The following is a 13,893-nucleotide window of genomic DNA, read 5'->3' on the forward strand; positions in this document are numbered from 1 at the left end:
ATCCCGAACTCGGCCGTGAAACACTCCAGCGCCCATGGTACTGCATCTCAAGATGCGGGAGAGTCGGTCGCCGCCGGGCCACCACGCCGGATCGTACTCCTCACCGTTTGAACACACACACCACCGCGGGGTGGAGCAGCCCGGTAGCTCGTCAGGCTCATAACCTGAAGGTCACAGGTTCAAATCCTGTCCCCGCATCCAACGAACCAAGCCCTTAGATCACCGATCTAAGGGCTGTTTCGCGTCCACAACCCAACAACACAATCAACAACGCCAAAGCGCCAACCCGCGTCCTTTGCCGTCGGCGCTTACCTGTTTGGCGTCACGACGGCCTGGTCACAGCCACCCCTTGCGCGACCCCGCTCTCGACCAGCTCAGTGCGGAAGCCCGGTCGGCGCGTGTGCTGGATGGCTGAGCGCGGGGCGGATCAACGCGCTCCACCACCATGCCAGGGACCACGGTCCAGCCGCCGCGCCAAGCGCGACTGGCGCCAGCGCCCGATCCAGCCCGTCAGCACCGGCAACGCCAGCATCGCGCGCGGGCCCATCCCGGGCGCGACCTGCCGCCGCCCCGCCTCCGTCGCGGCCAGCAGCGCCTTCGCCACCGCCTCCGCCGGCAGGACCGGCGCACCCGCCAGATAGGCGCGCGCCACCGCCGTGCGCTGGCCGAGTTCCGCGTGCAGCTGCGGCGTGTCCGTATCCGGCGGGAAGGCGATGGTCACGCTGACGCCATGCGGCGCCATCTCCAGCGCCAGCGCCTCGCCCAGCGCCCGCACCGCCGCCTTGGAGGGGGTATAGGCGGAGAAGCCATGGAAGGTGCCGAGCGCCGCGGCCGATGACACCAGCAGCAGCCGCCCGCTGCCGGCCGCCGCCATGGCGGGCAGGCAGGCGCGGGCCAGGTGCAGGCTGCCGAGGTAGTTGGTCGCCATCGCCTCCGCGTGATCGGCCGCCGGCAGGTCGAGGAACCGGCCGGGCCTCGCGATGCCGGCGCAGGCGATGGCAAGGGCCGGAGGTCCGTATCGCCCGATCGCCCCGGCACAGGCGGCGTCCAGCGCGGCCGCGGCCCTGACGTCGCAGGCACAGGCCTGGTAGCGCCGGCCCAGCGGGCCGAGGCTCTCCCGCGCCGCGCCCAGCGCCGCCGCGTCGCGCGCGATGGCCAGCACATGCATGCCGCGCTCCAGCAGCAGGCGGGCCATCGCCAGGCCGATGCCGCTGGAGCCCCCCGTGATGATCGCAAGCCCCATCGCCGGATCATCCGCCACCGGACCCCCGGGGTAAACACCCCCTGGTTCTTTGCGGGCGTCCGAAATCGCGTCATGCGTTCTTTCCTCTTCCGGCGCGGGATGGCCTGGGGATATGAATGCGGCATGCCAACGACCATCCGGCCCGGTCCGGCGCTTCGCCACTGCATCGGGTTTGCCGCGGCGCCGGCGCGCGCCCAAGGGGGTAACCAGCGGGCGGCCGGGGGCTGCGCCACGGGACGCCCCGACCAGCGCCAGGGGTTGTCGCCCCTTGTCGCGTGAAGGTCGCGGCGGCGCCTCGCCTGGGATGGGCGGGTGATCTGCTCGCCCGGGAACGGGCTCGATGTGCGGGGTCTCGCCGTCCGCCTGCCTGGCGCGCCGAACCTGGACGCCTTCTGGTCGCTGCTGCGCGAGGGGCGTTGCAGCGTCTCCGATTCGGTGCCGGCCGGGCGATGGCGGCCTGAACGCTTCCTGAGCCCCGACCGCACGGCGCGCGGCACCGCCTACACCTTCGCCGGCGGCTACCTCGACGACATCTTCGCCTTCGACGCCGCCGCCTTCGGCTTCTCCCCGCGAGAGGCCGCGCAGACGGACCCGCAGCAGCGCGTGCTGCTGGAAGTGGTGTGGGAGGCGCTGGAGGATGCCGGCATCGCGCCCTCCAGCCTGGCGCGGCGGCAGGTCGGCGTCTTCGTCGGCGCCTCCGCCACGGACTACGCGAATGTGCCGCTGCTCGACCTCGGCGCGATCGGCGCGCATTTCATGGTGGGCAACAGCCTCTCCATCCTGGCCAACCGCGTCTCCTACGTCTTCGACCTGCGCGGGCCGAGCATGACGGTGGATACCGCCTGCTCCTCCTCCCTCGTCGCGCTGCACCAGGCGGCGGTGGCGCTGGACCGGGGGGAGGTGGAGCTGGCCATCGTGGCGGGGGTGAACATCCTCTCCTCGCCCGCGCCCTTCGTCGGCTTCTCCCGCGCCGGCATGCTGTCGCCGACGGGGCGGTGCCGCCCCTTCGCCGCGGCGGCCGATGGCTATGTGCGGGCGGAAGGCGCCGTCGCCCTGGTGCTGGGGCGGGGCGGGGCCGGCGGCGCGCTGCCCGCGCGCGGCCGGCTGCGCGCGGTCGGCGTGAATTCGGACGGGCGGAAGAACGGCATCGCCTTCCCCTCGGCGGAGGGGCAGCGGGCGCTGCTGGCCGCCACCTACGCCCAGGCTTCGATCAGCCCGCGCGCCCTCGCCTTCGTCGAGGCGCATGGCACCGGCACCGCGGTCGGGGACCCGGTGGAGGCGCGGGCGATCGGGGAGGCGCTGGGCCAGTGCCGGGAGCATCGCCTGCCGGTCGGTTCCGTGAAGTCGAATATCGGGCATCTGGAAGCGGTCTCGGGCCTGGCGGGCCTCGCCAAGGCCATGCTGGCGCTGCGGCACCGCCACCTGCCCGCGACGCTGCACCTGGACGCCACCAACCCGGCCATCGACGTGGCGGCGCTGAACCTGGCCCCCGCCAGCCGGCCGATCGACCTGCCGGCGGGCGAACCCCTGTTGGCCGGCCTGTGCAACTACGGCTTCGGCGGCACCAACGCGCATGCGATCCTGGAAGGGCCTGGCGCCGCCGATGCGGAACCGCCACCCGGGGAGGCGCCGGACCTCCTCGTCGTCTCCGCGCCGACGCGGGAAGGGCTGTCGCGCCTCGCGGCGGGTTACGCGGCGGCAGTGGATGGCCATGGCAGCGCGGCGGTGGCCGGCGCGGCCGCCGCCAGCCGGGACCTGCTGCGCCATCGCCTGGTGATCGACCTGGCGGAGGACCCGGACCCCGCTTCGGCGCTGCGCGGCACGGCGCCCGGCGCGCGGATGGCGGAGGCGCTGGTCCCCCGCGCGCGCATCGCCTTCGTCTTCACCGGCAATGGCTGCCAATACGCCGGCATGGCGCTGGAGGCGCTGGAACGCTCCGCCGCCTTCCGCGCGAGCGTCGAGGCAACGGCCGCGCTGATCCGGGAAGCCGGCGGCGCCTGTCCGCTCGAAACCCTCCATGCCCCGGATGCGGAGGAACGGCTGGCCGCCACCACCGCGGCGCAGACGGCGCTCTACGCCATCCAGCTCGGGCTGGTGGATGCGCTGGCGGCGCAGGGCCTGCGGCCGGCGCTGGTGCTCGGCCATTCGGTGGGGGAGGTCGCGGCAGCGGCCTCCGCCGGCATCCTCGGCCGCGCCCAGGCGGCGCAGCTCATCGTCGCGCGCAGCGCCTGCCAGGAAGCGATCCGCGGCCTGGGCCGCATGGCCGTGCTGGGCTGCGACGCCGCCCGCGCGCGCGCCCTGGCGGAGGCATTGGCGCGGGAGGATGGCGCATCCCCCGCCGCGCGGGTCGAGGTCGCGGCGGAGAACGGCCCGGCCTCCACCACCGTCTCCGGCCCCGCCGCGGCGATCCGCGCCGTCATGGCCGCGGCGCGGCGGGATGCCATCCCCTCCGTCCTGCTCGACATCGACTACCCCTTCCACCACGCGCTGCTGGAGCCGGAGCGGGAGACCATCCTGCAGGCCCTGGCGCGGCTGGCGCCCGGGCCGGCGCGCGTGCCGGTCATCTCCGCCGTCACGGGCCAGCTCGCCGCGGGCACCGCCTTCGATGCGCGCTACTGGTGGGACAATATCCGCTCCCCGGTGCTCTTCGCCCCCGCCATGGCCGTGGCGCTGGACCATGCCGACCTCTTCATCGAGATCGGCCCCCGCCCCCTGCTCGGCAGCGCCATCGCCGACGTCGCGCGCCGCGCCGGCCGGGCGGTGGGTGTCATGGGCAGCCTCGCCATCTCCCCGCCGGTGAAGGCCGATCCGGTGCGCGCCATCGTGGCGGAAGCCGTGGCCCGGGGCGCCACCCCGCGCTTCTGGGGCAGCGGCCGCGGCCGCCGCATCCTGCCCCCCATGGCCTGGAACCGAGGCCATTTCGTCATCGACCGGACGCCCGAAGCCTACAGCCTGTATGAGGGCGAAGCCGGCACCGCGGGCTGCCATCCCCTGGCCGGCACGCGGCTGGCACCCGGCGGACCGGAATGGCGGCATGCGCTGAGCCTGGAAACCGTGCCCTTCCTGGCCGGCCACCGGGTGGATGGCCAGGTCGTGCTGCCCGCGACCGGCTTCATCGAGATGATGGCCGCCGTGGCCGAACAGCTGCTCGGCACGGCGCGGCTGCGGCTCACGGACCTCGACATCCTCCGCGCCCTGGTGCTGGAGCCGGGGGTGACGCGGGAGGTCAGCGTGACCGTGGAGGCGGCGGAGCAGACCATCGCCGTGCGCTCCCGCCCGCGATCGGACCATGGGGAGCCCTTCGTCCTGCACGCCCGCGCCGCCGTGCAGGTCCTGGCCGGGGAGGCTCCCGCGGTGGCGGTCCCGGCGGCGGAGGGTGAGGCCGTGGGGGCGGAGGCGGTCTATGCCGCGGCGGCGCGCGCCCGGCTGGACTACAGCGGGGCGTTCAGGGCGGTCACCGCGCTGCACCGCGTCCCCGGCGGCTTCGTCACGGCGCTCGATGGGCCGGCGCCCGACCTCGGCGCCTTTCCCCCGGTGATGGTGACGGACCCCGCCGCCTTCGACGCGGCCCTGCATGGCCTGTTCCTCGACCTGTTGCCTTCGCCGCAGGTGGCGGCGGGCGAATTGCCGGTCCGGGTCGGGCGGCTCTCGCTCTTCGCGCCGCGGACCAGGATCGCGCGCTCGGTCCTGCGCGTGGTCCGCCGCACCCGCGGCACGCGGGTGGTGGATGTGGATTTCCTGTCCGCCGATGGCGCGCTGGTGGCGCGGGTGGAAGGCGGCGTCATGCGCCGCGTCGTCTTCGCCGCCTGGCGGGACGAGGACCGCATCATCCTGCCCTTCGACCATGACGAGGCCGCCCGCCAGGCCGCGCTGCGGCACCAGGCGGCGCTGCCGGCAGTGGTCGCGGGGCCGGTGCCGGCGCTGGCCAGCTGGGCCGTGGCGACCGCCACCGCGCTGGTGCGCGCCGTCACGGGCCCCGGCCCCGTCCCGGCGGAGGAACCGCCGCTGCCCGAGGCTTCGCGCCCCCTGTGGCACGCGCTGCTGGACCTGCTGCGGGAGAGGGGCGCGCTGGCCGCCGATGGCCAGCTGCGGGAGGCCCCGTCGCCGGAGGCGGCGCTGCGTGACCTGCTGCGGCAAAGCCCGGAGGCGGTGGCCGATCTCCGCGCCGCGTCCGGCGCCATGGACCGGCTCGGCGCCTTCCTGCAGGGCGGCGTGGCGGCGGCGGCGGAGCCGCGGGATGGCTGGCTGGCCCGGTCCCTGCTGGTGGCGCCGACGATGGAGGCGGTGGCGGCGGCGATCCTGGGCCGCGCGGCGCCGGGCGCGCCGCTGCGGGTCGCGCTGCTGGAGCCGGGGCTGGAAGGGCTGCTGCCCCGCCTGCTGCCCGCGCTGCGGGAGGGGAGGCTGGCGCTGGAGGTGCTGACCGCGACCCCGCGCCGGGCGGAAGCGGTGCTGGCGCGCCTGGGCGCGCGCGGCCTGGTCGGCGTGCGCAACGCGGCGGAGACGCCCGCCCCGCCGCCGGACCTCGCGGCCTGCGTCGTCGTGCTGCCGCTGGATGCGACGCCATCCCTGCCGCTGCGGCAGCTGGAGGCGCTGCGCGGCGCGGTGCCCGTCATCCTCGGCGTGCCGCCGCATGACCCGGTGATCGACCTGCTGCATGGGGCGGAGGAGGGGTGGTGGGCGCTGACCGCCGATCCCCGCGCCCCCGTCGGCCAATGGCCCCTGCCGGCCGAGACGCGGGAGGCGGCGCTGGCCGCCGGCCTCGGCCCGGCGCTGGGCGAAAGGCTGGATGACAGCGGCGCGGGGCTGCTGCTCTTCGCCGCGAATGCCGCCCCGCCCGCCGGCCAGGCGGCGCCGCTGCCGGCGCTGCATGTGCGCCCCGCCGCGATGGCGCGCGCGCGCGACCTCTTCCCGGGCTTCGACCTGCTGCCCTTCGCCGGCACCCTGCCCGGCGCGGCCCCCGGCGCCCTGGTGCTGGACCTGGAAGCCGGGCCCGCGGGCGGGGAAAGGGCGGCGCTGCGCGACCGCATCCTGCGCCTGCGCGACCTGGCCCAGGGCCTTGCCGGCCACCGCCTGCTGGTGCTGTGCGAGGGCGATGGTGCGCTGCCGGAGGCGACCGCGGCGGTGGCGCGCAGCCTCGCCAATGAATGCCAGGACGTCGATATCGGCGTGCTCCGGCTGGCGCCGGGCGCGGCGCCGGGTGGCCTGGCGGCGGCGCTGCGGGACCACCTGGCATCGCCGGAGCGGGACATCCGGCTCGGCGCGGGCGGTGCCACCGTCGCGCGTCTGCGCCGGGCGCGGCCCGCCACCCGCCCGCCCGGCCCCGGGGAGAGGACGGTGCTGGCGCAGGCGGGAGCCGGGATCGACGGCCTCGGCTGGACCATCGCCCCGCGCGCGGCACCCGGGCCCGGGGAGGTCGAGGTCGCGGTCGCCGCCACCGGGCTGAACTTCCGCGACGTGATGCTGGCGATCGGGCTGCTGGACGAGGAGATCCTGGGAGAGGGGCTGACGGGCGGCAGCCTCGGCTTCGAATTTGCCGGCCATGTGCTGCGCGCCGGCCCCGGCGTGCCGGACCACCTGCGGCCCGGCGCGGCGGTGGTCGGCTTCGCGGAGAATGCCTTCGCCTCGCACCTGCTGGTGCGGGCGGCGCAACTCCTGCCCGCGCCAACGGGGCTTTCCATCGAAGCCGCCGCGGCCCTGCCGGTGGCGGCGACCACGGCCTGGCACGCGCTGGTGGACCGCGCCGCGCTGCGGGCCGGGGAGACGCTGCTGGTCCATGGCGCCGCCGGCGCGGTGGGGCTGGCGGCACTCGGCATCGCGCGGGCGCGCGGCGCGCGGGTGATCGCCGCCGCCGGCACGCCGGAAAAGCGCGCCCTGCTGCGGCGGCTCGGCGCCGATGCCGTCGTCGATTCCCGCGCCGCGGATTTCGAGGACCGGGTCCGCGCCGTGGTGGATGGCGTCGATGTGGTGCTGAACTCCGTGGCCGGGGAGGCGATGCGCGCGACGCTGCGCCTGGTGCGCCCCTTCGGCCGCTTCGTCGAACTCGGCAAGCGGGATTTCCTGGAGAATACGCGGATCGGCCTCCGGCCCTTCGCGCGCAACATCGCCTTCATCGGCGTCGATCTGGATCAGTTGCTGGCGCATGCGCCGGCCGCGGCGCTGGAAGCCGCCGCCGCCGCGCTGGGCGCGGTGCAGGCCGGCACCCATCCGCCCCTGCCGGCGCTGGTGCTGGATGGCGCGGCGGTCGCGGACGGCTTCCGGCTGATGCAGGCCTCCGGCCATGTCGGCAAGATCGTCGTCCGGCCCGCCCCCCGGGGCGTGGCGCCCCCGCCCCCGGCCTTCGCGCCCGCGCCCGGCCTGCATGTGGTGCTGGGCGGCACGGGCGGCTTCGGCCTCGCCATCGCCCTATGGCTCGCGGATCGCGGCGCGAAGGCGATCCTCGTCGCATCGCGCCGCGGCGTGGTGGAAGCGGCGGCGCTGCCGCGGATCGAGGCGCTGCGCGCGGCGGGGCTGCGGTTCGAGGTGGCGGCGCTGGATGTCACCGATGCCGCCGCGGTGGCGGAGGCGCTGGCCGGCTGGCGCGCCGCGCATGGGCGCATCGCCGGCATCGTCCACACCGCCATGGTGCTGGAGGACGGGCTGCTGTCCGGCGTGGCGGCGGAGACGCTGGACCGCGTGCTGGCGCCGAAGGTCGATGGCATCCGCGCGGTCGGCGCCGCGCTGGCGGGGGATGCGCTGCAATACCTGGTGGCCTGTTCCTCGGTGACGACCATGGTCGGCAGCCCCGGGCAGGGCGCCTATGTCGCCGCCAACGGCTTCCTGGAGGGCGCGGTGCGGGAGATGCGCGGCCGCGGCCTGCCCGCGATCGCGGTCTGCTGGGGCGCCATCGCGGATAGCGGCGTCATCGCGCGCACGCGCGGCCTGGCGGAACGGCTGCGCGCCACGACGGGTGTCGCGGGCATCACGACGGCGGAGGCGCTGGACCATCTCGGCCGTCTGCTCGGCGACCCCGCCGCCGCGCCCGCCGTCAGCGCCTACACGGTGGCGCATTGGGCGCCGGGGGCGCGCGGGCTTGCCACGCTCCGCTCGCCCCTCTTCGCCGAACTCTTCGCCGCGGGGGCGCAGGAGGAAGCGGCCGGCGGCGCGCTGCTGGACCTGGCGCGCCTGCCGCGGGAGGAAGCGGCGGGCAGGCTGCTGGACGCGGTGCGGGAGGAGGTCGGGCGCATCCTGCGCCTGCCGGTGGAGGAGGTGGATGTGGACCGCAACCTCATCGACCTCGGGCTCGATTCGCTGATGGCGCTGGAGCTGCGCATGGCGCTGGAGAAGCGGACCGGCGCGGCGATGACGGGCCTCGCGGCGCTGGGCGGCGGGCAATCCGCCCGCCAGTTGGTGCACCGCCTGCTGCCCTCCCTGCTGGGGGCGGAGGCCGAGGGCGATGCCGGGCCGCCGGCCCGCCCGGCGGCGGGCGGCCCGGCCGATGCCGATGCCGATGCCGATGCCGTGGCGGGGGCGGGGGCGGGGGCGGGGGCGGGGGCGCTGCGCGCATGAACCGCCCGGTGCGGCAGCGCGCCCTGCCGGCGGCGGCGCCGGCGCGGCAGGACCCCTTCCTGCAACACCCCCTCCATGCCGAGATCGAGCAGGAACGCTACTGGGGCGGCGTGCTCGGCGTGCGGGACCCCTATTACCGCGAACGCGACGCGCTGCCCGGCGGGCAGGCTCAGCTCGACGGCCGGGCGATGCGGAACTTCGCCAGCTACGACTACCTCGGCCTGAACCGGCATCCGGCGGTGCTGGAAGCGGCGCGGGACGCCGCGGCGCGGTGGGGCATCTCCGCCGGCGGCAGCCGCATGACCTCCGGCGAGCGCGCGGTGCATGGCGAACTGGAGCGGGAGCTGGCGGATTTCACCGGGACCGAGGCCGCCGCGGTCTTCGTCAGCGGCCATGCCACCGCGATCTCCGTCATCCTGACGCTGATGGGGCCGCGCGACCTCGTGGTGCATGACGCGCTGGCCCATAACTGCCTGGTGCTGGGCGCGGAATCCTGCCGCGCCGCGCGGCTCGCCTTCCGGCACAACGACCTCGACCACCTGGAGGAGGTGCTGCGGCGGTCCCGCCACCTGCACGACAAGGTGCTGATCGTGTCGGAGGGGCTGTTCTCCATGTCCGGCGATGGGCCGGACCTGCGGGCGCTGCTGCGCATCAAGCAGCGCCACGATTGCTGGCTGATGATGGATGAGGCCCATGCGCTGGGCGTGCTGGGCGCGACCGGCCGGGGCATCGCGGAACATGCCGGGGTGGACCCGCGGGATGTGGAGGTCTGGTTCGGCACGCTGTCGAAATCCCTCGTCGGCTGCGGCGGCTATGTCTGCGGGTCGCGCGCGCTGGTGGACATCATGCGGGCGCGGGCGCCGGGGCTGGTGTTCAGCGTCGGCATGCCGCCGCCCGTCGCCGCCGCATCGCTGGCCGCGCTGCGCCTGCTGCGGCAGGAGCCGGATCGCGTGGCGCGGCTGCGCGCCAACAGCCGGGCGCTGGTGGATGGCGTGCGCAACCTCGGCCTCGATGCCGGCACCGCCTGGGGGGAGGGGATCGTGCCGGTGATCCTCGGCGAGGTGCCGGCCACGCTGCATGCCGCGCAGGCGCTGGAGGAGGCGGGCATCTGCACCTTCCCCGTGCTGCCGCCCGGCGTGCCGGAGGGCACGGCGCGGCTGCGCTTCTTCGCCTCCGCCGCCCATGCCGCCCCGGATATCGAGGCCGCGCTGGCGGCGCTGGCCGGGCTGGCGGCGGCGTGACGCCGCTGCGGCGCAATGGCGGGCTGCTGGCGGCGCCGGAGGCGCGCGCGCTGGATGCGCTGCTGCCGCGCCTGCCGGGATGGGTGACGCCCGACATGCTCTCGGCGCTCGGGCTCGCGGGCGCGCTGGCCGCGGCGCTGGGCTTCGCGCTGGCGGCCTCGGGGCCGGGATGGTGCCTGCTGGCGATGGCCGGGATCGGGGCGAACTGGTTCGGCGATTCACTGGATGGAAGGCTGGCGCGGCACCGGGGCGAAGCGCGGCCGCGGCGCGGCTACATCCTCGACAACGGGCTCGACATGCTGGGCTACCTGGCGCTGGCGATCGGCTTCGCCGCATCGGGGCTGCTGTGGCCGGCGCTGCCCTTCATCGCGGTCGCGCTGCATTTCATGCTGGTGAACCTGGCGGCGGCGCGGCTGGTGGTGACGAATGTGCTGGACCTCTCGGCCGGGCCGGTCGGCACCACGGAATTGCGGGTGGTCTTCGCGGCCTGCGCCGCGATGCTGGCGCTGGCGCCGCCCGCTTCGCCCGTGCTGATGGGCTGGACGGTGCTGGACCTCGGCTGCTGGGCCTGGGTCGCGGCCATGGCCTGGGGCTATGCCAGCGCCCTGGTGGCGGATCTGCGCGACGCCGCCGCCCGCGATGCCGGCATGCGGCGATGAGGGGCGAGGAGGCGCCGCGGCTTCGCCTCGCCATGGTCAGCACCTTCGACGAGCTCTGCGGCATCGCCAGCTACACGCGCGCGCTGGTGCCGTTGCTCCAGGCCTCGATGGAGGTGGAGGTCCTCGACCTCGACCAGGGGCTGCTGCTGAACACGCATCCGCGCATCAGCGCGCTGGGCGACCGCCACATCCGGGATATCGCCGCCCGGCTCCGCGAGGCCGATGCGGTGAACATCCAGCTCGAATTCGGCACGCTCGGCCTCACGCCGCCGCAGATCCTGCGCCGGCTGGGCTGGATGATGGAGGCCGCGCGGGCGCTCACCCTGACGCTGCACCGGGTGCCGGAGCCGGAGGGCACGCCCTGGGGCGCCATCCTGGCCGGCGGCGCGCCGGGCGCCTTCGGCCGCTTCGTCGCCGCGGTGCATGAGGCGCGGCTGGCGCGCGGCCTGCACCGGCTGATGCGGCAGGCGGAACGCAGGCGCCCCTTCGGCCTCATCGTGCATGGCGCGCGGGAAGCGCGGCTGCTGCGGGACCTGCATGGCTACCGGACGGTCGAGCATCATCCGCTGGCCTTCCTGCCGCAGGACGCCGCCCGCGCGCTGCGCCAATCCGCGAGCCGCGCCGATTTCCCCCAGCTCGCTGCCCTGCCGCCCGATGCCGTGCTGGTCGGCATCTTCGGCTTCCTGTCCCCCTACAAGGGAATCGAGACGGCGATCGAGGCGCTGCGGCTGCTGCCGCCGACGCATCACCTCCTCCTCTTCGGCAATGTGCACAGCCAGCGCTACCGGCCGCACCAGCCGATCGACCCCTACCTCAAGCGGCTGGTGGAGGCCTGCGGCGGCGGCCTGTTCCACCGCGTGCACTTCATGGGCAGCCCGCCCGATGCGGCATTCGCGCGGGCGATGGCGGTGTGCGACGTGGTGGCGCTGCCCTACCTCGAGGTCGGGCAGACCAGCAGCGGCGCCATCGCCATCGCGCTGGAACTGGGCTGCCGGGTCGTCGCATCCCGCACCCGCAACTTCCTGCAGCTGGATCGCGCCATGCCGGGGCGGATGGCGCTGTTCGATGTCGGCAACCCCGTGGAACTGGCGCAGCGCATCCTGGCGCCGGGGCCGCGGCCGGCGGATGGCGCCGCGCTTCCCTTCGGCACCGCGAGCAACACCGCGCTCTATTGCACGCTGCACCGGCGCCTGGCCGCCGGGGCGTCGGCACAACCCCGTGTTGCATGAGTGTCATGGATAATTGACCCAGGGGCGAATGATGCCGATCATTGCGGTGGCGGCGTCTGGCGCGGCCTGGCTTTCCAACCGCGGCTGATCGGCCGCACGCCAGATGCGGGCCCGGACTGGATGATGCCGGATGAGCACCGAGTTCTGCGTGGATGACCCCGTCGCGCCCCTGGCCGGCAGCCGTGCCGCCGAGGCGCCGGCCCGGCCGATCCGGTTCCTGCACATCCGCAAGACGGGCGGCACGACGATGCATTCGCTGCTGGGCGACCTGGTCGCGACGGAGCGGTCGGCCCGCGCCAGCGATTTGCGGCATGCCGCGATCACCAGCCGCATCACGCCCAACGACCGCGCCCGCTACCTCTACATCCACGGCCACGGCGCCATCGACTGGTTCGAGGAGCCGGGCGCCTTCCTCTTCGCCTTCTTCCGCGATCCGCTGGCGCGCTTCCTGTCCGAGCGGCGGCAATGGTCGCAGGCCAGCGACGAGGACCTGGCCGCGGCGCCGGAGGCCCCGTCGCGGGCCATGGCGCTGTTCAGGACCCTCGACATCTGGGGCTTCATCGACGCCATCACCGACCACCCGATCGCCATGACGTCGGTGTGGAACCACCAGACGCTGTCGATGGGGCTGTGGCCGGTGCTGGCCGCCAGGCTCGGCCGCGAGCGCTGCGAGGAACTGGCCTTCGGCGAACCCTGCACGCTGTTCGGATCGGGGCGGGAATTCCTGGCCTTCCTGGAGAGCGAGGCGGAGGCGATCCTCGATGTCGCCCTGGCCAAGCTGCACCGCCTTTCCTTCATCGGGCTCGCGGACCGGATCGAGGAGGATGTGCCCCTCCTCTGCCGCCATCTCGGCCTGCCCCCGGCGCCCCGGGTGCCGGTGCTGAATGCCCGCAGCGCCATCGGGGATGAGAGCCTGCCAGGCGTCGCGGAGGCCATCGCCCCCTTCATCCGGCTGGATGAGATCCTGCTGCGCGAAGCCCGGCGCATCGCGGCGGCGCGGCCGGCGCTCCGGCCCTCCGCGCGCGCCGACTATCTCGGCCGCCGCGTGGGGCGTGGCGGCCGCGTGGAGGTGGATGCGGCGGCCGCGCCGGGCGGGCCGGGCTGGCACCCGCATCATGTGCGGGAGGATGGCCGCTTCAGCCGCTGGTCGCGCGACCAGCCCTGCCTGTCCTTCCGTGGCGAGATGGGGGGCTATGTGCTCGCCCTCGACGTCTTCGGCGCGGTGGAGGAAAGCGCCCTGCTCGGCGCGCGGCTGCGCTGCGGCGACCGCGTGACGGATTTCGAGGCCGGCGTGATGCCGGACGGCGTCTGGCGGCTGCGCGCGCCCTTCGCGCTGGTGCGGGACGGGCTGTGCGACCTGGCCATCCTGCTGCCGGCGGAAGGCGACCTCGGGCTGGAGGTTGCCGGCTTCACCATCACGGCGGATGACTGGGTCGCGCCCCTGCCGGTCTGCGGGCATGGCGCCGGCTGCCAGGCGACCCGGGCGGCGCTGCGCCGCCATGGGGAGGACCGCGTCCGCGGCCATGTCGCGGTCAAGCAGGCCATCGCCGCGCTGCGCGCGCAGCCCGCGCCGGCCACGGAGATGGAGGCCGTGCTGGGCTTCGGCCGCGTCGCGGAAGCCTTCTGCCGCCGCTTCGACCTGGCCTTCCCGCAAGGCTGGGAACGGGCCGGCGGCTGCCTCTCCCCGGCCGATGTCTTCGCCGCGGTGATCGACCTGGCCGGCGCCGGCGCCGAGGCGGCGGGGCTGCCCGTGGAAAGCCGCGCCCGGCTGGCGGAGGAGGTGCGCGGCCATGCCGCCTATGCGCTGGCGCGCCTCGCGGATGTCCCGCCGCCGCCCGGCTTCGGGCCGGTGGAGCTTGTGCCCGATGCGCCGGGCCGCGGGGATCCCCGCGCGGTCCGGATGATGGGGGAGGCGGTGATGAACTTCGCCACCCTGCTCGACTGGCTGGCCGATGAGGCGACGCGGCAGCCGTGAC

6 protein-coding genes, 1 tRNA gene and 1 rRNA gene are annotated in these 13,893 nt (G+C 75.2%); 7 read left to right on the forward strand and 1 reads right to left on the reverse strand.

All coding sequences use genetic code 11. The features are described 5' to 3' along the window. Nucleotides 1-79 (forward strand): 5S ribosomal RNA (rrf, locus tag JJI54_RS33180); the annotation flags it as partial. 45 nt (nt 80-124) lie between these two features. Then, nucleotides 125-201: transfer RNA gene (locus JJI54_RS15680), tRNA-Met, on the forward strand. 226 nt (nt 202-427) lie between these two features. Here JJI54_RS15680 and JJI54_RS15685 read toward each other — a convergent pair. Further along, nucleotides 428-1,243: an SDR family NAD(P)-dependent oxidoreductase gene (locus JJI54_RS15685; protein ID WP_203073964.1), complete on the reverse strand. Its 816-nt coding sequence runs from the start codon at nt 1,241-1,243 to the stop codon at nt 428-430. A gap of 312 nt (nt 1,244-1,555) precedes the next feature. Between JJI54_RS15685 and JJI54_RS32740 the strand changes: the two genes are divergently transcribed. The 5 genes from JJI54_RS32740 to JJI54_RS15710 all read left to right on the forward strand — a co-directional run bounded on the left by JJI54_RS32740 (nt 1,556) and on the right by JJI54_RS15710 (nt 13,892). Next, entirely contained in the window at nt 1,556-8,788 is a 7,233-nt protein-coding gene (locus JJI54_RS32740; protein ID WP_203073965.1) for a type I polyketide synthase, read from the forward strand. Further along, the gene (locus JJI54_RS15695) at nt 8,785-10,029 is read left to right on the forward strand and encodes an aminotransferase class I/II-fold pyridoxal phosphate-dependent enzyme (RefSeq protein ID WP_203073966.1); all 1,245 of its coding nucleotides are present in this window, start codon (nt 8,785-8,787) and stop codon (nt 10,027-10,029) included. Before JJI54_RS32740 ends, JJI54_RS15695 begins: the two co-directional genes overlap by 4 nt. Further along, nucleotides 10,026-10,688 carry a CDP-alcohol phosphatidyltransferase family protein gene (locus JJI54_RS15700; protein ID WP_203073967.1) on the forward strand — a complete coding sequence of 221 codons (663 nt, stop codon included), beginning with the start codon at nt 10,026-10,028 and terminating at the stop codon, nt 10,686-10,688. The genes JJI54_RS15695 and JJI54_RS15700 overlap by 4 nt, the downstream gene beginning before the upstream one ends. Beyond that, nucleotides 10,685-11,917 carry a glycosyltransferase family protein gene (locus JJI54_RS15705; RefSeq protein ID WP_203073968.1) on the forward strand — a complete coding sequence of 411 codons (1,233 nt, stop codon included), beginning with the start codon at nt 10,685-10,687 and terminating at the stop codon, nt 11,915-11,917. The genes JJI54_RS15700 and JJI54_RS15705 overlap by 4 nt, the downstream gene beginning before the upstream one ends. A 130-nt stretch (nt 11,918-12,047) precedes the next feature. Next, a complete protein-coding gene (locus JJI54_RS15710; RefSeq protein ID WP_203073969.1) occupies nt 12,048-13,892 on the forward strand; it encodes a sulfotransferase family protein in 1,845 nt (614 codons plus the stop codon). Nucleotide 13,893: the final 1 nt, after the last annotated feature.

Source organism: Falsiroseomonas ponticola (genome assembly GCF_016805305.1).
GTDB lineage: Bacteria > Pseudomonadota > Alphaproteobacteria > Acetobacterales > Acetobacteraceae > Falsiroseomonas > Falsiroseomonas ponticola.